The 18,708-nt window shown below is 58.4% G+C and carries 18 protein-coding genes and 1 pseudogene; 7 read left to right on the forward strand and 12 right to left on the reverse strand.

Annotated elements, in window-relative coordinates; translation table 11 throughout:
* Positions 1 to 72: 72 nt before the first annotated feature.
* The 5 genes from ACRESH_RS03960 to ACRESH_RS03980 form a co-directional block, all read right to left on the reverse strand.
* Complete coding sequence (locus ACRESH_RS03960; RefSeq protein ID WP_431740721.1) at positions 73 to 2,334, reverse strand: ATP-dependent DNA helicase; 2,262 nt, start codon at positions 2,332 to 2,334, stop codon at positions 73 to 75.
* Positions 2,331 to 3,983, reverse strand: coding sequence for a VRR-NUC domain-containing protein (locus ACRESH_RS03965; RefSeq protein WP_431740753.1), 1,653 nt, complete (start codon positions 3,981 to 3,983; stop codon positions 2,331 to 2,333). Before ACRESH_RS03965 ends, ACRESH_RS03960 begins: the two co-directional genes overlap by 4 nt.
* 91 nt (positions 3,984 to 4,074) lie before the next feature.
* Positions 4,075 to 5,478: a PLP-dependent aminotransferase family protein gene (locus tag ACRESH_RS03970; RefSeq protein ID WP_431740722.1), complete on the reverse strand. Its 1,404-nt coding sequence runs from the start codon at positions 5,476 to 5,478 to the stop codon at positions 4,075 to 4,077.
* Positions 5,478 to 6,905 (reverse strand): hypothetical protein, encoded by a 1,428-nt coding sequence (locus ACRESH_RS03975; RefSeq protein ID WP_431740723.1) that lies wholly within the window; start codon positions 6,903 to 6,905, stop codon positions 5,478 to 5,480. The genes ACRESH_RS03970 and ACRESH_RS03975 overlap by 1 nt, the downstream gene beginning before the upstream one ends.
* 495 nt (positions 6,906 to 7,400) lie before the next feature.
* Positions 7,401 to 8,423, reverse strand: coding sequence for a zinc-dependent alcohol dehydrogenase family protein (locus tag ACRESH_RS03980; protein WP_431740724.1), 1,023 nt, complete (start codon positions 8,421 to 8,423; stop codon positions 7,401 to 7,403).
* A 199-nt stretch (positions 8,424 to 8,622) separates the two neighbouring features.
* Here ACRESH_RS03980 and ACRESH_RS03985 point away from each other — a divergent pair, with 199 nt between their 5' ends.
* From ACRESH_RS03985 to ACRESH_RS04010, 6 genes are all read left to right on the forward strand, one after another.
* Positions 8,623 to 9,537: a LysR family transcriptional regulator gene (locus tag ACRESH_RS03985; RefSeq protein ID WP_431740725.1), complete on the forward strand. Its 915-nt coding sequence runs from the start codon at positions 8,623 to 8,625 to the stop codon at positions 9,535 to 9,537.
* Between the two features lie 319 nt (positions 9,538 to 9,856).
* Positions 9,857 to 10,654 carry an NAD(P)-binding domain-containing protein gene (locus ACRESH_RS03990; RefSeq protein WP_431740726.1) on the forward strand — a complete coding sequence of 266 codons (798 nt, stop codon included), beginning with the start codon at positions 9,857 to 9,859 and terminating at the stop codon, positions 10,652 to 10,654.
* A gap of 346 nt (positions 10,655 to 11,000) precedes the next feature.
* Complete coding sequence (locus tag ACRESH_RS03995) at positions 11,001 to 11,276, forward strand: metal/formaldehyde-sensitive transcriptional repressor (protein WP_431740727.1); 276 nt, start codon at positions 11,001 to 11,003, stop codon at positions 11,274 to 11,276.
* Positions 11,277 to 11,296: 20 nt separating this feature from the next.
* The gene (gene dmeF / locus ACRESH_RS04000; protein ID WP_431740728.1) at positions 11,297 to 12,199 is read left to right on the forward strand and encodes a CDF family Co(II)/Ni(II) efflux transporter DmeF; all 903 of its coding nucleotides are present in this window, start codon (positions 11,297 to 11,299) and stop codon (positions 12,197 to 12,199) included.
* Between the two features lie 39 nt (positions 12,200 to 12,238).
* The gene (locus ACRESH_RS04005) at positions 12,239 to 12,595 is read left to right on the forward strand and encodes a hypothetical protein (protein WP_431740729.1); all 357 of its coding nucleotides are present in this window, start codon (positions 12,239 to 12,241) and stop codon (positions 12,593 to 12,595) included.
* A gap of 2 nt (positions 12,596 to 12,597) precedes the next feature.
* Positions 12,598 to 12,780 (forward strand): DUF1289 domain-containing protein, encoded by a 183-nt coding sequence (locus ACRESH_RS04010; protein ID WP_431740730.1) that lies wholly within the window; start codon positions 12,598 to 12,600, stop codon positions 12,778 to 12,780.
* A 27-nt stretch (positions 12,781 to 12,807) separates the two neighbouring features.
* Here the strand turns inward: ACRESH_RS04010 and ACRESH_RS04015 are convergent.
* Positions 12,808 to 12,972: pseudogene (locus tag ACRESH_RS04015) on the reverse strand (ArsR/SmtB family transcription factor); the annotation flags it as partial.
* Between the two features lie 211 nt (positions 12,973 to 13,183).
* Here ACRESH_RS04015 and ACRESH_RS04020 point away from each other — a divergent pair.
* On the forward strand, positions 13,184 to 13,516 hold the full coding sequence (locus ACRESH_RS04020; protein ID WP_431740731.1) for a DUF2790 domain-containing protein: 333 nt from the start codon (positions 13,184 to 13,186) through the stop codon (positions 13,514 to 13,516).
* Positions 13,517 to 13,587: 71 nt separating this feature from the next.
* Here the strand turns inward: ACRESH_RS04020 and ACRESH_RS04025 are convergent, their stop codons facing one another.
* From ACRESH_RS04025 to ACRESH_RS04050, 6 genes are all read right to left on the reverse strand, one after another.
* Positions 13,588 to 14,043 (reverse strand): DUF411 domain-containing protein, encoded by a 456-nt coding sequence (locus ACRESH_RS04025; protein ID WP_431740732.1) that lies wholly within the window; start codon positions 14,041 to 14,043, stop codon positions 13,588 to 13,590.
* Positions 14,033 to 14,824, reverse strand: coding sequence for a c-type cytochrome (locus tag ACRESH_RS04030; protein WP_431740733.1), 792 nt, complete (start codon positions 14,822 to 14,824; stop codon positions 14,033 to 14,035). Before ACRESH_RS04030 ends, ACRESH_RS04025 begins: the two co-directional genes overlap by 11 nt.
* A gap of 9 nt (positions 14,825 to 14,833) precedes the next feature.
* Positions 14,834 to 15,964, reverse strand: a complete 1,131-nt coding sequence (locus tag ACRESH_RS04035; protein WP_431740734.1) for a copper resistance protein B — start codon at positions 15,962 to 15,964, stop codon at positions 14,834 to 14,836.
* Complete coding sequence (locus tag ACRESH_RS04040; RefSeq protein WP_431740735.1) at positions 15,954 to 16,283, reverse strand: hypothetical protein; 330 nt, start codon at positions 16,281 to 16,283, stop codon at positions 15,954 to 15,956. Before ACRESH_RS04040 ends, ACRESH_RS04035 begins: the two co-directional genes overlap by 11 nt.
* Before the next feature lie 14 nt (positions 16,284 to 16,297).
* Positions 16,298 to 18,064 (reverse strand): copper resistance system multicopper oxidase, encoded by a 1,767-nt coding sequence (locus ACRESH_RS04045; protein ID WP_431740736.1) that lies wholly within the window; start codon positions 18,062 to 18,064, stop codon positions 16,298 to 16,300.
* 186 nt (positions 18,065 to 18,250) lie between these two features.
* On the reverse strand, positions 18,251 to 18,457 hold the full coding sequence (locus ACRESH_RS04050) for a co-regulatory protein PtrA N-terminal domain-containing protein (RefSeq protein WP_431740737.1): 207 nt from the start codon (positions 18,455 to 18,457) through the stop codon (positions 18,251 to 18,253).
* Positions 18,458 to 18,708 lie beyond the last annotated feature (251 nt).

The raw sequence follows: 18,708 nt of genomic DNA on the forward strand, positions 1-18,708 counted from the left end.
CAGGGTAATGAAAACGCAGAGTTTACTGGCACTTTGACAAGCACGCGACGCCAATGCTCCCCGGCACTGCGATTATTTCTGCTGCGGCGCCCACCAGGCAGGAAACATGCCCTGCACCCTGGGCTCGGCGAAACGGTCGTCGATCAACATGACCATGCCCCTGTCGTCAGTGCCGCGAATCACCCGGCCGGCCGCCTGGATGACTTTCTGCACCCCAGGATACAGGTAGGTGTAGTCGAACCCGGCGCCAAACAGTTGGGCCATACGCTGCTTGATCTGCTCGTTCACCGGGTTGACCTGGGGCAGCCCCAGGGTAGCGATAAAGGCCCCGATCAAGCGTGTGCCAGGCAAATCGACGCCCTCGGCAAAGGCACCGCCGAGCACGGCGAACCCGACACCACGGCCCAGGGGCGCGAAGCGCTGGAGAAACCCCTGGCGCTGCGCCTCATCCATACCCGGCGTCTGGCGCCATTGGACGATGTGCGGATGGGTTGTGGCCAGCTGCGTGGCAACCTGTTGCAGATACTCGAAGCTGCTGAAGAACGCCAGATAGTTGCCAGGTTCGGCGGCATATTGCGCGGCAATCAGCTCGGTAATGGGTGTCACCGAGGCGGCTCGATGCTGAAAACGGGTCGAGACATGACTGATTACCTGCACCCGCAATTGCTCGGCGGCAAAGGGTGAGGCCACCTCAAGCCAGGCGGTGTCGACCGGCATCCCGAGCAAGTCGGCGTAGTAGCGCCTCGGGCTCAGGGTCGCGGAGAACAACGTGGCGCTGCGGGCGCTAGCCATGCGCGGGCCGATCTGCGCGGCCGGCACCACATTGCGCAGGCACAGCGTCGACAGGCTGCGCTTGCCCGGCCCCTGGCGCTTACTGATATCGAAGAGAAAATGGGCGTCGAACAGCTCGCTGACACGGATGAACTGCAACGCATTGAAGAAAAACTGCAACAGCGCTGGATCGAACCCGGTGACTTGCTGGTTGAGTTGTTCCTGAATCAGGCCGACACAGTGCTGCAACGCCTTGAGGAACGCCTCTGGCAGCGCGTCGGCCACCTGATACGCTGCCAGCTGCGTCTTGTGCAGGGCATTCCACTGACGGTTGAGGCGCTCCAGCGCACTGCCCATACCGGTGGGTTTGTTCCGCCGCAGGGCCTGCAACTGCCCTTGGTCGAGGCTGGCGCTGTACATCTGCCGGGCCCGCTCCACCAGGTTGTGAGCCTCGTCCACCAATAATGCAATACGCCATTGGTTGACTTGGGCAAGGCCATACAGCAAGGCGCTCTGGTCGAAGTAGTAGTTGTAGTCGGCCACCAGCACATCGACCCAACGCGCCATCTCCTGCCCCAGGTAATAGGGGCAGACCTGGTGAGCCAGGGCGATTTCGCGCAGTGCGGCCTTGTCGAGGATGGTCAGCGCCTGGGCCGCCTGGCGAGCAGCCGGCAGCCGGTCGTAGAAGCCCTTGGCCAAAGGACAGGCCTCACCATGGCAGGCCGTGCCGGGATACTCGCAGGCCTTGTCGCGGGCCACCAGTTCGAGGCTGCGCAGCGCCAGGCCAGGGGCACTGTCGTGTATCTGCTGCAGGGCTTCCAGGGCCAGGGCGCGGCCTGGCGTCTTGGCGGTGAGGAACAAGACCTTGTCCAGTTGCTGCGGGACCATGGCCTTGAGCAACGGGAACAGGGTGCCGAGGGTCTTGCCGATGCCTGTGGTGGCCTGGGCCATCAGACAGCGCCCGGTACTGACCGCCTTGTACACGGTCTCGGCAAGTTCACGCTGGCCACGGCGCAACTGCCCATAAGGGAAGCCCAGCCCCTGTAGCCCGTCGTCGCGCAATGCCACGCGCTGCAGTTGTTGTTCGGCCCACTGCAGGAACAACCCACACTGGGTGTTGAAAAACTGCTCGAGCGCAGCAGCGCTACAATGTTGTTCGATCAGGGTTTGCGCATCGCTGTCGACATCCAGGTACACCAGCGCCAGGTTGATCCCGGCGAGCTGGCGCTGCTGACAGAGCAACCAGCCATAGATTTTTGCCTGTGCCCAGTGCAACTGTCGATGATTGTCCGGCTGACGCGCCAGGTCGCCGCGGTAGGTCTTGATCTCTTCCAGACGATTGAGCCGCGGGTCATAGCCATCTGCCCTGCCGCGCACTCGCAAGGCAGCGAACTGCCCCTCAAGGCTGATTTCGGCTTCAAAGCCCGGCCCACGGCGGGCCACCAGCCGTTGATGGCCGCTAATACCCTCCTGGGCAGTGGGCGCAGGGGTGAAGCGCAAGTCCAGATCGCCAACCTTGGCACTGAACTCGCACAACGCCCGTACCGCCACGCGATAACTCATGGCGTCGGCGTGATCCAGCGCACATGGCACACCTCGGCCGGCAGGCCGTGCTGCGTACAGAAGTCGATCCAGCGCAGCTGGCTATCCTGCAGGCGGTCACCCGGCCCCTTGACCTCGATCATCCGGTAGCGCTGCTGTTCGGGCCAGAACTGAATCAGGTCAGGCATACCAGCGCGGTTGCTCTGGATATCTTCGAGCAGGCGCTCGAAACAACGCTTGAGGTGCAGCGTGGGCAGGCAGGCCAGGGCCTGATCGAGCAAGGCCTCGGTGAGCCCCTGCCAGTAGACAAAAGGTGACTGCAGCCCCTGTTTGCTGGCGAAGTGTCGGCGGATAGTCTGCTGGTAGCGACCATCGTCCAACTGCCCCAGACAGTCGGTGAACAGCGCGCTGCGCCGCACCCGGAACTCAGGATCGTGCAAATCCTGGGGCGCGCTCTGGAACGGGTGAAAGAACGCGCCCGGCAGCGGCGCGAAAATGGCCTCCCAGCACAGCAGGCCGAACAGACTGTTGAACAGGGTGTTTTCCACGTAATGCACCTGGCCGCCCTGCTGTTCAAGGTGCAGTTGTACCGCCTGCTCCACGCCCAGTGCCGCCTGCTCCAGCGGCAGTTGCAGTTCGATCAGGCCGGTTTGCGCCTTTACCTGCCGGGGTTGCGGCGGCCCACCCAGCTTGCGCCGCAGGCGTGGCAGTATCCGCGCCAGTGCCTGAATCTCGACTGGACCTGCTGGTTGCAGGGCAACTTCCGTGGCCAGTGCATGGGCCTGGGCCCACTGTTCACTGCGCTCGAGCACCCGAATACGACGAATCCGCGCCTGCGGGTGCTGGCTGCGAGGGTAAATCTGCAAGGCCAGGTCCCAGTCACCCAGGCGCTCGCTGTGCTGGCCGAGCTGGTACAGCAGGCGCGAACGACGACGCAGCAGCCACGGGTTATCGCTGTCCAGCGACTCGACCTGGGCCAGGACCTGCGGTACGGGCGATCCCTGCTCGAACAACTCGGCGCAGTGATGCAAGGCCAGGGCCAGGTCGACATCGCTACGTTGGCGCAGCGCCCGCGACTCGTCACTGAAGGCCACCTGCTCGTAGCGCAGCAGCCCCAGGTCCGACAGGACGAACTCCGACCAGTCCTGGTACAGATTGCCGAAGAACAGCAGGCGAAAACGGTCGCACAGGGCTTGCAACTGCAGCGTGATGATCGGTTCGACAAAGCCGGGCAACCAGTCGTGCAGGGGCCGTGGCGGCAGCTCAAGGGGCTGCAACTGGGCGAACAGCTCGGCCTTGGCTGCCCGCGGTCGCGTCAGCTGCGCGGCGAATCCGTTGGCGATTTCTTCCTTGCGCAGCACTTGAAACAGCTGTTCCAGGGTCAAGGGACTGTCGTCTGTGACCCAGCCCCGTTCAAGCAGAGGTTGCAAGGCTGACAGTGGCGCCCCGATTTCAGCGTAGGCCAGCTTACTCGGGCGAAACAGCTCGCCCTTGCGCATCACCATGCGCACCAGCAATGCCCGGGAGGCACGCGGCTGCTCAGGGAACTGGTCAATGAAGGCCCGCTCGCTGTCGTCCAGCACGTCGGCATAGCGCAACGCGATCCACTGCAGCACTTGCTGGAAGTTGTGCAGGTAATAGAACGGGTCGTCGACAGAATGGGCGATCACGGCAAGGCTACTGGCAGGCATCAATGACACTGTTTATACATACAGGTCAGCATCCTTGGCAACCTGACGGCTGACCGCTGATCGGTTTCAGCTACTTGCTGACCTTCTGAGCCCGCTGCAATTCTTCGCGCAACAGACTCAATCCACCCTGCAAATCACCTGGCTGCCTTGACGGCCAACCCAGGCGCATGTCCTGATGATAGTCACCCTGCAGGCTGAACAATTCACCCGGCGCGATTACCAGCCCCTGATCAAGCAAGCGGTGAAACAACGCCCGGGTGTCCAGCGGCGCCCGCGCTTGCGCCCAGATCGTTGCGCCACCGGCCGGCATCTGGAAGTGCAAATGGGCGCCTAGTTGCACCTGCATCTGCCGATACAGATGGGTGACGCGCTCGCGCAAGCGCAACCGCGCCTGCTCCAGATGCAGGTCAATGCGCCCCTTGGCATACAGCCGGGCCACGGCTTGTTGACGCAAGGGTGGCAAGCGAAAGCCCCGGGCCAGGAACTGACGCTGCAATCGCCGCTGGCAATGGCGCGACAACAAATAGGCATAGGGTGCTTCGGCACCTACGGTGCGCTCCAGTGACGAGAACACCAGCAGTCGCTGCGGATCGACCATTTCGCGCAGGCAAGCCTGTGCAGGTGCAGCAAAGCAGTACTCGGCATCCAGATCGTTTTCCAGCAGCCAGACCCCATGCAAGGCCAGCAGATGGGCAATAGCTTGATGCTGTGCCTGAGGCAGGAGACTGCCGTGGGGACTGTTCAAGCGCGAGGCGAGCATGACCATGCGTACAGGCTCACCCTTGAGCAGGCTGGCAAAACGCTCCAGATCCAACGAGCCATCACTGCCCAGAGGCAGCTCGATGACCCGCAGCCCGGCAGTCTGCAAGATCCTCAGCAAGCGCCAGGAACAAGGCGAAGTCACCAGAATCGTACAACCTTGCAGCTCCAGCGCTGCCAACAAGGTCTCGAACAGTGAGCGTAGGTCCAGCGCCAGATAGACATCTTCGGCATTCCAATACAGCTGCACGGAACGGGTATAGCGCGCCGCCAACGCCGTACGCAGCTCCAGCTCGCCACAGGGATGGGTATGCCCGGCAGGCCGCGGGTACTGGCGCAGCAATTGCCGTTCGATACCCAGCAAGTTCGCTTCCAGTGAAGGCAAGGATTGTGCGCCACTGAGCACCAGCATCTGCGGACTGCTGGCATGCTGCTGCAGGTCTTGCAGCAGGTCATCGCCGCCGAGTGCCTGCACAGCCACATCACCGCCTCTGGCAAAGTAGCCGGACTTGGGCACTGACTGTACTCGCCCTTCGTGCTCAAGCAACGAGTAGGCATACTGGATTGTCGAGATCGAGACATTCAAGCGCTGCGACAGATCGCGTAGCGAGGGCAGCTTGCTGTAACTGCCCGGGGCCATATGAGCAATCAGTTCAAGCAGGTAGCGATACACCGCCTGGTAGGCAAACTCGCTGTTTTTTTTCTGCTGCTTCATCAAGGATTGCCAACCTGCTCGCCCCTGTGCAGTGTGCTGTTCGTAGCGCGAACCTGCAGATGACGTAAATCGGCACCCCGTACCTGCAAGCTGGCCAACAGGCAATCAGCGGGACGGCCGGTCAATGGCTCTCGGCCATAAAGCTCCTGCAGGATCACCAGTGGCAAGCCGCTGATATCCACCAACCATTGCACCACCGGTTCCGGGGCCGGCTGTCCCCGTAACGCCTTGTGCAGATAAGGGACGGCAACCAGCATGTCGGGATGGCAGCGACGCAGAAAAGTCTCCAGCTTCAGGCCCCGACGCAAAAAAGGGCCGAACAATTGGCAAACCAGTTGCGCTTCGCTCAGGCCATAGGCTTGCAGGGCAAAATCATTGGCCTGGGCACGCTGCTGCTCCAGCACGCCAGGCTGCCAGTGATTGAGTACGCGGGCTTGCTGCAGGTACAGCTCGATACCATCGCGGTAGCGGGTGTCGTCGACGAATTCCGCCCGCAGTCCCTGCAGGTGGGCCAACAGCAAAGGATTGGCGCCCCCAGAGCGCGCGCAGGAATAGGCCTGTTCATCGAAACGATAACCCAGGAAGCGGCTCAGCCGCTCTGCCTGGGGTGAGTCGCGATCAGACACCAGGTCGTCGATGGCGATAAAGCGCAATGCCGGCCGGTAGTCAGTGTCGGACTCTGGCAACTGCACGGCCGCCTGCTCCTGCCCCAGCAACAGGCTCAGGTAACGCGAGCGCAGTTCGCTCATCCTTTCCAGCAACGACATTGCGCAACTGTGGATCGGGCGAACACCGAGCAACTCGGCATTACGCAGTGAACGCCTGCTCCAGGCCAGGTAACGCTTGCGATCCGGCAGTGGGTCGGCGCTGATGATGGCGTCTACGCCGCCCTTCCAGCGCAGTGTCTGACGTGCAAGCTCGGCCATGTGCAGGTAGCCATGACTGGCAAAGTTCGCCAACAGCGGCGCACCACCTGCCAGATGCCCGTAAAGCAGCCACTCCTGCCGCTCTGCCTGCTGCTGGTCAGTGGACGGTGCTCGACGGCTGTCGTAGGGCAGCAGTTGGCCGGCATCGAGCACTAGCAAGTCGATGCGCGGGTCATCATGCATGAACAACCTCGAGAACGTACTCTCAATGTTTTCCCGGGCCGTTGTGCTCATGCCGGCCTGCCAGGCCGTGGCGATACGCAGCTGGAAAGTAGCGGAAGAACGTGCGGCAATACTCAACTGCGCCGCCCGCAAGCACGCCAGGGCCTGAACGCTGGGCTGACGGGTATCGAGCACGAACATCAAGCGCAAACCCTTGATCCGTTCGACCCCGCCGGCCGCCACAATCAACCGCTGAACCAACAACTGCAGCGAGGCCTTTTGCGCCTGCGACAAATGCTCAAGCAAACGCTGCAATACTTGCTGATATATATATTGCATGGCTTGATCGTGAATACTGCCCATAACGCCCACCTGAATTTCAGTTACGGCCGCCTGAAAAAATCGCTCCTGCGAGATCGTTCAATCAGGAGAAATAAGAACCCAGCTAATTTCCTAGGATATTTCCCACAAGTTCCTACACCTACTTAAGCGCCAATTCAACCGAACTCCCTTACGTGCACCCGTAGCGCCGCCAACCTGAATCGCCAGACTTCTCTTCATTACGACTCACTCCCTGAGTGTACAAATGACAGGTTATTATCGGGCGTTAGCGGATGATTAAAAGATACAGAACAAAGTAAAAAACCCGTTCAGATTCAATCAGCTTTCTGCTCATAGTCTGTCAGGAGAAAGTAGAAATCCCGCTTCGCTTGAACATAACGTAAATACCTGTTTGGCGCAGGCAGAAAACTTGATTGAAATATCCGATATTCATTTAGGAAAGATGCACAAAAAAGCCCGAGCAATGCTCGGGCCTGCTTTCTCAGCGCTGCCTCAGGCGCCAGCAATCTCCAGCACCAAGCGTCCACCACATGGGCATTCATCCATGTAGCGATGCGCTTCGACAACACGCTCGAAGGGATAAACCTTGATGATCTGTGGTGTCAGCAGTTTGTCGACTGTGAACTGGTTGATGTCGCGCAATGCCCGCTGCAAGGCCACCTGGTCCTGGCTGATACCCAGCTCCGGTTTGCCGGTGAAGTTGCCAATGCAATGCACGAAAAACTGGATGTTCTTTTGAAACGCGGCGCACGCCGGGAACGGTGTCTGGTTACCGCCCTGCAGGCCATACAACACCAGACTGCCACGCGGCGCCAGGACATCACCGAGTAACGACATCTGCGGACCGCCCAGGCCATCGAGGACCATGTCGACCCCACGGTTGTCGGTGTACTTGTTGACCTGCATGAGCATGTCCTGCTCTTCGGTGACAATGACTTTGTCGGCCCCCAGCGAAAGCAGGTAGTCGCGCTCATTGGCTTCCTTGGTTGCGGCAAACACCTTCAGCCCCAGGGCTTTGCCCATCTGTACGAAGGAGGGACCTGCGCAATGACTAGCATCGGTGATCAATGCAGTCTGCCCGGCCTTGGCCCGGACCAGGTCGACATAGGCGAAATAGGCAATCAGCGACAGCGTGTAATGCACGCTGGCTTCGATCGGCGTGAGGATCTGCGGATAGCGGGTCACGGCATTGCGCGGCAACACGATGAGCTCGCCGTACACCGGGTAGTCATTGGCGCTGCAGGCAGGAAAGCTGGCCACCTTGTCACCCACCGCCAGGTCATCGACGCCCTCGCCCACGGCTGTGATCACGCCCGCCATCTCATGGCCCATACCCGCTGGCAAGCGTGCCTGGGACGGCGCCAGGTTTTGGCGCCAGAGCACGTCATACCAGCTGATGCCGATCGCCTGGACGCGAATCTGCACCTCGCCGGCAGCCGGCTGCGGCGCGACCTGCTCTTCAATCTTGAGCACCTCGGCCGGGCCAAACTTGTGGAAACGGATCATGCGGGACATCGCAAACCTCGCCTAGTGAACCTCTAATACCCTGAACTCTATCCGGGCTTTTGCGGTTAGACCATCCGTGGCCATTAATAGTCAACATGCCTGTCATTGATTGATGGTAATGCCGCTGGCAGCAAATTATGCGGTGCAGGGTAGCAGCCTTTACCCGTAAGATTCACCCCTGCCCCAAACGTGAAGTGAAGCCGAGCCGATGAACCGTAACGACTTGCGTCGCGTCGACCTGAACCTGCTGATCGTCTTCGAGACGTTGATGCACGAACGTAGCGTGACCCGCGCAGCCGAAAAGCTGTTCCTCGGCCAACCCGCCATCAGCGCCGCGCTGTCGCGCCTGCGCAACCTGTTTGACGACCCACTGTTCGTACGCACCGGGCGCAGTATGGAGCCGTCGGCACGCGCCATTGAAATCTTCGCCCTGCTCTCTCCGGCTCTGGACTCGATCTCCACGGCCGTCAGCCGTGCCGCCGAGTTCGACCCGGCCACCAGCACTGCGGTATTTCGCATCGGCCTGTCGGACGACGCCGAGTTCGCCCTGCTGCCGCAGTTGCTCAAGCGGATACGGGCTGAAGCACCGGGAATTGTCCTGGTGGTGCGCCGGGTCAACTACCTGTTGATGCCTGCCTTGCTGGCCAGCGGCGAGATTTCGGTAGGGGTCAGCTGGACCAACGACCTGCCAGCCAACGCCAAGCGCAAGGTATTGCGCCGTAGCAAGCCCAAGGTGCTGCGCGCCGACAGCATGCCGGGGAGCCTGAGCCTCGACGACTTCTGCGCCCGCCCCCATGCACTGGTGTCCTTTGCCGGCGACCTGGGCGGTTTTATGGATGAAGTGTTGGAAAAACTCGGCCGCAAGCGCCATGTGGTCCTGGCGGTGCCGCAATTCAACGGCCTGGGCAGCCTGCTGAGCGGTACCGACATCCTCGCCACCGTGCCCGACTACACCGCCGAGGCGCTGACGGCTGCCGGGGGCTTGCGTGCCGAAGATCCGCCGCTTGAGGTCCAAAGTTTCGAACTGCACATGGCCTGGCGCGGATCCCAGGACAACGATCCGGGCGAGCGCTGGTTGCGCTCGAGGATTCAGATGTTTTTTGGCAGCCCGGACAGCCTTTGACTCACAGGCTCTTCATCGAATTTCCTCGGCCAACGCCGGGTTACACGGAGAATGGTCTTACTGCTACAGACTTCGCCTCTCTTCGAGAAGCTGCGCAGCCGTGCCCAGCTGTTCGTTTATTTTTAACCTCGGCCGCGCTACTCATGCGCTGCGTCTCTAGTTTGCCAGTCCTGTATGCGGTGGTGGGTAACGACGGGGACGCTCGGTGACTTCATATCGTTAGCCGTGCCTCCAGACCTTCACCGAGGAGATCAGCAAAATAGCGGCCAGCAGGGGCAACAGGTAACTGGTGGGCATGACGCCGAGCAGCTGGCCGCCGATGAAGGTGTCGACGATCGACCCCACAGCCATGACTAGGATAGGCGGTGGGCACTCGGCCTTCAATGCTCTACAGGATCTGGCCCAGCTGCCTGGCACCAAGGTGTATTGGGCAATCCGCGGACATACCCTGGAAAAAATTCTGGGTGGCGGTGCCAACGACAAGCTGGCCGAACGCGGAAATCTGGGCCTGCGAATCAGCGCACTGCTCGAACAAGGAAAGATCACGCTCTACCAAGACATTTCGATCAGCCAAGTCGACGTGGCTGGCGAGGGAGTCGTTGTGCACAGCAATGACCAGCCGCTGCCTGAGGTGGACGAGATCATCGCGGCAACGGGTTTCCGTCCCAATCTGCAGCTCCTAAGCGAGCTGCGGCTGGCAATCGACCCAGCCACTCAAAGCCCTGCTCAGTTGGCTCCGTTGATCGATCCAAACGAACACAGCTGCGGCACCGTTCGCCCGCATGGTATCGACGAGCTGTCCCATCCAGACGAAGGTATTTTTATCGTGGGGATGAAGAGCTACGGCCGTGCACCTACATTCCTGATGCTCACGGGATATGAGCAAGTCCGCTCAGTAGCAGCAGGGCTTGCTGGAGACTGGGACGCTGCGCGACGCGTCGAGCTCGAACTGCCCGAAACCGGTGTCTGCAGCCTCCAGTTCGAAGCGCAGGAAAAAACTTACAGCTGTTACGCACCTGCGACGCCTGCGCAAGCGAGCTGCTGTGAATCGCTGGAGCCACTGCCAGTGCCTTCGGCTCCGAAAGCGAGTTGCTGCACGCCAGCGAGCCGCGCATAGGGACGCGTTGCTGTGCGTCACGCTGTCGCTCAGTCAGGGGGCAGATCTGGCGGGGCGACGCTGACAGGTGCGAAATCTCACTCCACTTGATCACCCGTTTACATTCGACCTGACCTGTCATTTGCATTCGTTCTGACCACCGACTGCACCGGATTTGACCAGTACGTTTTTTCACCTTGATCTGCAGAGAACGCCAAAAGCGGACGTTCCAACTCCTCTCGCGACCCTTCGAAATTGAAGCTTTTCTTTCCTACCAGGGGCTATAGATGATCTTCAGCCCGCCGACCTTGCATAGGTATAGGGGGTATACCTATAATACGTAACATATAGGTAGGGGGGGTATCTAATGAGCCATATCGCAACAAACAAAGACGATCTTCTCAAACGCGTAAAACGTATTGCCGGACAAATTCAAGCCGTTGAAAGGGCACTGGAATCGGATCTCGATTGCGCCAAAACACTGCACCTTGTTGCCGCCACTCGCGGAGCCATCAACGGCTTAATGGAGGAAATCATCGAGGACCACGCGCGGGAGCATGTCGCAAATCCTTCGCTCAGCGAAGAAGAGCGTAATCAGGGCGTCGAAGAGCTTCTTGAAGCCATTCGCCGTTACTCCAAGTGAACGTATCCAGGTACACACTGATGAGCAGTCTCAACCACACACACGACCACATGTTCCTTGGCTCGGCGCACGACGAAAATGCCAAACGTACGCTTTGGGTTGTGGCACTAACCGTTGTGATGATGGTTGGCGAGATCACCGCCGGCTATCTCACGGGCTCGATGGCGTTACTGGCCGATGGCTTTCACATGGCAACCCATGCCGCCGCATTGGGCATCGCGGCGGCCGCTTACGGATACGCAAAACGCCACGCTTCCAGCCAGCGCTACAGCTTCGGAACCGGAAAAGTTGGAGACTTGGGCGGGTTCGCCTCGGCGCTGATTCTAGGTATGGTTTCCTTGGGAATCGGCGTTGAGTCTGTCATGCGCCTCATGCAACCAACGGAAGTACAGTTCGGCACCGCTACGCTCATCGCGATTGCCGGTTTAATCGTCAACATTGTCAGTGCCCTGCTGCTGGGCCACGGGCACAGTTATGGGCACGATCACGATCATGCCCATCACGGGAACGACAACAACCTGAAATCGGCCTATCTCCACGTCATCGCAGACGCACTGACTTCGGTTCTGGCAATTGCTGCACTTCTCGCCGGCCGGTATCTCGGTTGGGTGTGGCTGGACCCAGTCATGGGCATTGTCGGCGCCATTGTTATCGCGCGTTGGGCATGGATCTTGATGAGGAGCACCGCAGGTGTACTGCTGGATCAGACAGATGAACACGTTGCCAAGGAAATCCGTGAACTGGTTGAGGAACCGGGAGATGCCACCATCACGGACTTGCACGTCTGGCGAGTTGGACCGCAAGCTCATGCGGCCATCGTCAGTGTCCTTGGTGAGGCCACGGCGAACGCCGACAGCATTCGTGAACGTCTCAAGCTGGTTCACGAAGTCAGCCATCTGACAGTCGAGTTTCGATCGGCCTGATTAAGAGCCTCCCCTCCATTGTCTCCAAAGGAGCCCGCAATGCCCCCAGTGAAACGTGAACTGGCGCGGATCGAGCGCCGATTGATTACCACGCTCACTGATGCGTGCGAAACAGCAAAAGGCGAAATGAAAGGCTTTGCCTGGCTCACCCACACTGCTGACCTGAACGCGTTGGCTGAAACCCTGAAGGTAATTTGGGTGTTCGAAACCCTGGCTGCCAGAAAGCTCGCCCTGGTAAACGCGAAGGCGCGCATTTTTGAGCTGACGGCCATCGCGTTCAATGAGGCCAATATCGATCTGACTCCTTCAGACAACAGTGTCCGCTTTGACTCCGAGGAAGAGTGCGAACGCACTCACGGTGGCGATTGGCAGAAACGTCTGGGCAAAGGTTACTGACGATGGCTAAAGAAATTGAAAACCCCTGCATCTCGGTTTGCCAACTGAGCGCTGATCTGTGTGTGAGTTGCGGGCGGAGCAAGGAAGACATCAGAAAGTGGAAACGCATGAAACGACCTGAGAAGATGGCCGCTGTGCAAAGGGCGAATGTGCGCTTGAAAGGGCTGAAGAAAACTCACGGATAGCCGCCTTGAAATCACCGGGCGCTCCTACGGCAAGGCTTTGGCGATTTCGCCGACATCCGCCCTCCCTAACTGGACCACGCGCTTGAACACCGCGACCCTGGAGGGTTCGCAGAGGGCTTTGAAGAAGGCTTCATCCAGCGACTCAATGACAGCATCGATGGCTTGGGCGCGGAGATTTTCGGTAGTCGTCATGGGGACAATATATGTGCGCGAATATGCACATTGGACTTAGAGAATTAGAACTGTCGTAGAATTTTAACTACATGATATACAACGTCTTTTTTGAAGTCTGGATACCCTTCAGCTATGCCTGAGCGCGACTTACGAAGATGTAATCGGCCCATCATTCGAGCGACAGGTCCATCCCCTTAAGATTCAGTCACGCCAAATCGGAGTGATGAACATGAAAGCTTTCAAAGGTATTGCCGCTTTACTGATCCTGACGGCTTCCTCGGCCGCATTGGCTGAGGGCGGGTCCGACCGCTTGCACGGAAAGATGATTCAGGCAAATGAACAAGCTATGCGCGCTTATGCCGCTGCCAATGGAAAAACCCCACCAGAGGTAACCCACTATCGCTACGGAATGCAGCTCGACATTGCGAAAGTGATCAGTGTGACCTCGAACCGGGGTACCTGTGACGTGATGCCGGCGCAAATGACCTATGAAGACTCGACTGGAAAGCTCAACATCCTTGAGTACCGCACAGCCGGCATAGGTTGCCGCGGTCAGAGTTGACCAATCAGAGTGGCCTCCCCACAACAAAAACGGCGCCTCCAAGGCGCCGTTTTTGTTGGTCTAGGGAAGGGTTAGTGGCCTGGATATTCTGCAACCACTTCATCACCTCCTCTCTTGGTGAGGCCGATAACCTGATAAGCATGCGTGACGCCATCCACTTCCATCCCTGGAGAGCCTGCGGGCATTCCTGGTACGGCAATGCCAAGCAGCTCATTTCGTTTTACTAGCTCACGAACCTGTTCAGCTGGGACATGTCCCTCGACAAACTTTCCGTCGATCACTGCGGTATGACAGGACGCTAAACGTGGCGCGACCCCGAGCTTCTGCTTCACAGCACTCATATCGGTTTCGACGTGATCGATGACCTTGAAGCCGTTCTGTTCCAGGTGCGCAATCCACTTTTTACAGCACCCGCAGTTTGCATCCCTATGCACATCGATAATGGTTGGCAAGGCTGCGGAAACTGGCGGTAGCGTGAGAAAAGCAACGAGGGCGGTCAACCTCAGGAAGCGGCTTTTAGCTTTCATGGGTATGCTTCTTTCCATCACTGTGAGTATGCGTCTTCGGAGTTGGCTTGGAGTGATGATCATTATCAGCTTCGGCCGCGTCATGACCGCCGTGATGGTCGGTGTCAGGCTTAGCGCTGGCGGGGTCAGCGGAAGGTGAATGATGCGCCTCTGCTTGCTCCATATCGAGATGGCCTCCTGCGGAGGCAGGCTTGCTGTGGTGGTCAGGCTCATTCCCGCCATGCTGGCCTTCATGGTTGTGCATCTCACTTTCCCCGCCGCCGTGCTGGTGCCCGCCGCTGGTTGCTACCAGCGCTTTGTACTGTTCAGCGTTCATCTGCGGTAGTTGGTCCAGGAAGGCGACAATGCCCCAGATGTATTGATCACCCATACTCTTGCCCCAAGCAGGCATGCCGGTGGCCTTGATACCGTGTTTAATGGTCCAGAACGCAGCGGCGGGACCATCGTCCAGGCCAATCTTGGTGAGGTTGGGAGGAGACGGATAAAGTGCTTGGCTGAGCTCAGTCTTATCAACTCCTGGGGCGAGGTGACAGCCAATACACATGGCATTGTAGTTCCCGGCGCCAGTACGAATCAGGGTTTCATCCTTTAGATTCGGCACCTCGATATCTCTTGCGCGAACCTCGATAGAGCGATCCCGCACCATGGAGAGGAATGCATGGACTGCCGGAAAGTGAGGATCATCAGCACCGACGTTGACCAGGCCGAAATACGCGCCCCCCAGCACAGCCGCACTACCCACGGCGCCTGCTGCCACAAGCGTTGTAATTGTTTTCTTCATGTCAGGTTCTCAAAACCACATCCGAATGCCAGCAACGAATCGGGCTTCATCCACATCCCCACCTTCGTCGCGAATCAGGTCTGCAGTTTTGCCGTAGGAGCGGCTCCAGGTGACGCCTATGTAGGGTGCAAATTGGCGAACGAGCTCATATCGTAAGCGCAGTCCAACTTCGGTGTTGGCGAGGCCGGAACCTACGCCGCGCTCAGGATCGTTTTTGCCATATAAATTAGCTTCAGCGGTTGGCTGCAGGATCAGGTGATTGGTCAGGAGGATGTCGTATTCGCCTTCCAGCCGTGCGGCGCTCTGACCATTCTCACCAATGAAAGCGGTGGCTTCAGCTTCGAATTCGTACAGCGCCATGCCCTGAATACCGAAAGCTGCCCATGTCTGGGGAGATTCTGGTTTGAAATCCTGGCGAACCCCAGCAACCACATCCCACCAAGGACCGATTGAGCGCCCGTACAAAAGCTGCAGCTCGGCATCCTCGGTAACGCCATTTGTGCGCTCGCCCTCAGAACGGATCCATAGCCGGTTGATGTCGCCTCCAACCCATCCCGAAGCATCCCAAGCCAGCGTGCTGCCTTCGTCTGCATCCTGGTACTCAAGCTGATCCAACAAGAAGAAGCTGTTGATACCGCTATCGTGAATTTCATGACCGCCCAGTGGGGGAAACGCCGCTTTTCGGTCCGCGACAGTCAGTACAGGAATCGGAGTACGACTGATCGTCGTGGGGGTATTGGCGGAGCCGTGGTTTATCTTCGAATGATCTATGACTCCGTGGTCCATCCCTTCCATGCTCCCATGGCCCATCTTGCTGTGGTCCACGGAAGTAGGTTTTACCTTAGGTTGACCGTGCCCCATCCTGCTATGATCTATGGAGTCCATGCTTCCCTGCATGGAGCCATGATCCATCTTGTTGTGATCAACAGAAGTGGGCTTTTTCGGCTGCTTGCTTGCCCCCATCTGGCTGTGGTCCATTCCCTGCATCGCGCTTTGTGAAGAGGCTGGATCCATTTGCATAGACCCATGCCCCATCGCTGTATGGTCCATTTCTTCAGCCGCAAAGCTGGGCGCCCCACCTAGTGCGCTGAGGGACACAGCCAATGCCAAGAGCGATGGTCGTGCCTGCCTATTGGTCATCTTTCCCTGCCTTAGCTTTGTCACCGCCATGTGATTCCATCATTTTGCTGTGATCCATGCCCTCCATCGAGCCATGGTCCATTCCTTCCATGGATCCATGATCCATGCCCTTCATAGAGCCATGATCCATGCCTTCGGCTTGCTTACCCTGTGCGCCTTTGGTTCCAGCGTTGGATTTAGCTGCGTTCGGGGCATCAGCAGACTTCTGAGTATGTTGCTCATGATTTTCACTGGACCACGAGGAAGGGGCATAAACAGCCAGGAGACCTACCATGGCGGCAGAGAAGAAAAAGGCGCTACGTTTCATTGGTTTGCTCATCTCAGATCTCCAGTTTATTCGTCCACACGGACTTCTCGGAACATGCCCATTTCCATGTGGAGCAGTAGGTGGCAGTGATAGGCCCATCTCCCTAAAGCATCGGCAGTCACTCGATAGCTTCGTTTTGAGCCAGGGGGCATGTCGATGGTGTGTTTTCGCACCATGAAATTACCGTCCTCGTCCTCCAGGTCGCTCCACATGCCGTGGAGATGGATGGGATGAGTCATCATGGTGTCGTTGACCAAGGTAAGGCGAAGACGCTCGCCATATTTGAGGCGCAGGGGCTCGGCATCAGAAAACTTAATCCCATCAAAGGACCATGCGAACTTTTCCATATGCCCGGTGAGGTGTAGTTCGATAGTGCGACCAGGCTCACGTCCGTCTGGATCAATGAAAGTGCTTCGCAGATCCGCATACGTCAGGACACGGCGTCCATTGTTGCGCAGCCCGATTCCTGGATCGCTCAACTTAGGCGTCGGCGACATCGTCTGCATGTCGACCAAGGGGTTGTTGGTCTCCGAATCTGGGTGAGCCTGCATGGCTCCGCCCATGCCAGCCATGCTGCCCTGGTCCACCCCAGTCATCTTGCTGTGATCCATGCTGGCCATGCCAGGCATGCCGCCCTGCATTGACCCGTGATCCATCCCGTCCATACTGCCGTGATCCATGCCCATATCGCTCATCGAAATTAGAGGGCGTGGATCAACTGATGGCACGGGAGCTTGCAAACCTTCACGGACGGCCAAGGTGCCCCTGGAGTACCCTGTGCGATCCATGGTTTGCGCGAAAATGGTGTAAGCCTGCGCGTCATCCGGCTCGACGATTACATCGTAGGTTTCTGCAACCGCTATTCGGAACTCATCGACCTTCACCGGTTTGACATGCTGTCCGTCGGCTGCGACCACAGTCATCTTCAAACCAGGAATACGCACATCGAAGTACGTCATGGCCGAGGCGTTGATAAAGCGCAACCGGATTTTTTCGCCCGGCTTGAAGATGCCCGTCCAGTTGCTGCCCGGGGCCTGGCCATTCATGAGATAGGTGTAGGTATAGCCGCTCACATCAGCAAGATCGGTTGGGCTCATGTTCATCTCAGCCCACATTTTCCGGTCCGCCACGGCAGCCGACCATCCCATCTCGCTTACGTCGTTGACGAAATCGCCAACCGTGCGCTTATGGAAGTTGTAATAGTCCGACTGTTTCTTGAGCTTGGACAGAACCCTGGCAGGGTCCTCATCGGTCCAGTCGCTAAGCATGACCACGTAATCCCGTTCATAGGTGAACGGCTCGGGCTCCTTCGCATCGATGACCAAGGCACCATACACCCCGACTTGTTCCTGGAGCCCAGAATGGCTGTGGTACCAGTAGGTCCCGTTCTGATGGACCTTGAACTTGTACTCATACATGCCATCAGGTGCGATGCCATGGAAGCTCAGGCCAGGCACCCCATCCATGTTCGCCGGCAGGATGATGCCGTGCCAATGGATGGAAGTGTCCTGCTTCAAGCGGTTGCGAACTCGGAGCGTGACGGTGTCACCTTCGCGCCACCGAAGAATTGGTCCAGGCAGCGAACCGTTGATCACCATTGCCGTACGGGCCGCTCCGGTAATGTTGACCGGCAGCTCACCGATGTACAGATCAAAATCGGTGCCTGTCAGCACATTAGGTTGGCCAGGGCTGGTCACGGCCCAGACCGGCATGCGCCACATGCCTAATCCACCAAGTAGTCCAGTAGCGGCCAGGCCTTTGACGAAGGATCGTCTCGTGGTTTTGCTTTGCATGCCGTAGTGTCCAGTCAGTCAGGTAATTCGCTGATATTCGGGCTGTTCGAGGTCGCAGGTCCCAGTTTCCTTAGGATCCCCACAAGCCTTGTAGACTTTTCAGAAAGCACAAACCGCCGTGGGAAAGAGCAATCTGAAACTGCCACATAACAGATTCCCGAGTGATTACATTTCTGTAAGCTCGGCTCAGCAGCTCTCATGCTTCGCTTGTTTGTGAATCTCAGCTGCTACCGGCGCCTGGCCCTTCTTCTGCTGTGCAAGCTGATTCGCACTCATGGAGGTCTGACGGGCCGCCTCCATCCTTGCAAAGGTGCGGTCGGCGCCGCCTTCAGCCAGAGCAAGGCTAGCCATGCCAAAGGTGACCATCATCACGAGCGCTTTAATCAAGTTCATCAGTTGTTCCTCTGCGGGTTACTGTGAGCCCCACGGGCTTCAGGCTTAGGGTCACATTAGCTAGCCTGCGCTTTCACAAAGCTGAGCTCGACATTACAGTTCTGTCAGGTTCTCACGACTGATCATTCCGATCCGGCCAAACGCCTGCTGCGGAGGCTAAAACGGAATGACTGAACCCCGCACCCCAAAAAAAAAAGGCAGCGCCGTTTGGGCGCCGCTAGGCCAAAGGAGCAGAGGGGAACGGCCGTGAA

The organism is Pseudomonas sp., from assembly GCF_050739775.1.
GTDB lineage: Bacteria > Pseudomonadota > Gammaproteobacteria > Pseudomonadales > Pseudomonadaceae > Aquipseudomonas.

Excerpts from the sequence above, each read along its gene's own strand:
- ACRESH_RS03960 (WP_431740721.1), bottom strand. The coding sequence starts at position 2,334 with ATGAGTTATCGCGTGGCGGTACGGGCGTTGTGCGAGTTCAGTGCCAAG.
- ACRESH_RS03970 (WP_431740722.1), bottom strand. The coding sequence starts at position 5,478 with ATGAAGCAGCAGAAAAAAAACAGCGAGTTTGCCTACCAGGCGGTGTAT.
- ACRESH_RS03975 (WP_431740723.1), bottom strand. The coding sequence starts at position 6,905 with ATGCAATATATATATCAGCAAGTATTGCAGCGTTTGCTTGAGCATTTG.
- ACRESH_RS03980 (WP_431740724.1), bottom strand. The coding sequence starts at position 8,423 with ATGTCCCGCATGATCCGTTTCCACAAGTTTGGCCCGGCCGAGGTGCTC.
- ACRESH_RS03985 (WP_431740725.1), top strand. The coding sequence starts at position 8,623 with ATGAACCGTAACGACTTGCGTCGCGTCGACCTGAACCTGCTGATCGTC.
- ACRESH_RS03990 (WP_431740726.1), top strand. The coding sequence starts at position 9,857 with ATGAAGGTGTCGACGATCGACCCCACAGCCATGACTAGGATAGGCGGT.
- ACRESH_RS03995 (WP_431740727.1), top strand. The coding sequence starts at position 11,001 with ATGAGCCATATCGCAACAAACAAAGACGATCTTCTCAAACGCGTAAAA.
- dmeF (WP_431740728.1), top strand. The coding sequence starts at position 11,297 with ATGAGCAGTCTCAACCACACACACGACCACATGTTCCTTGGCTCGGCG.
- ACRESH_RS04005 (WP_431740729.1), top strand. The coding sequence starts at position 12,239 with ATGCCCCCAGTGAAACGTGAACTGGCGCGGATCGAGCGCCGATTGATT.
- ACRESH_RS04010 (WP_431740730.1), top strand. The coding sequence starts at position 12,598 with ATGGCTAAAGAAATTGAAAACCCCTGCATCTCGGTTTGCCAACTGAGC.
- ACRESH_RS04020 (WP_431740731.1), top strand. The coding sequence starts at position 13,184 with ATGAAAGCTTTCAAAGGTATTGCCGCTTTACTGATCCTGACGGCTTCC.
- ACRESH_RS04025 (WP_431740732.1), bottom strand. The coding sequence starts at position 14,043 with ATGAAAGCTAAAAGCCGCTTCCTGAGGTTGACCGCCCTCGTTGCTTTT.
- ACRESH_RS04030 (WP_431740733.1), bottom strand. The coding sequence starts at position 14,824 with ATGAAGAAAACAATTACAACGCTTGTGGCAGCAGGCGCCGTGGGTAGT.
- ACRESH_RS04035 (WP_431740734.1), bottom strand. The coding sequence starts at position 15,964 with ATGACCAATAGGCAGGCACGACCATCGCTCTTGGCATTGGCTGTGTCC.
- ACRESH_RS04040 (WP_431740735.1), bottom strand. The coding sequence starts at position 16,283 with ATGAGCAAACCAATGAAACGTAGCGCCTTTTTCTTCTCTGCCGCCATG.
- ACRESH_RS04045 (WP_431740736.1), bottom strand. The coding sequence starts at position 18,064 with ATGCAAAGCAAAACCACGAGACGATCCTTCGTCAAAGGCCTGGCCGCT.
- ACRESH_RS04050 (WP_431740737.1), bottom strand. The coding sequence starts at position 18,457 with ATGAACTTGATTAAAGCGCTCGTGATGATGGTCACCTTTGGCATGGCT.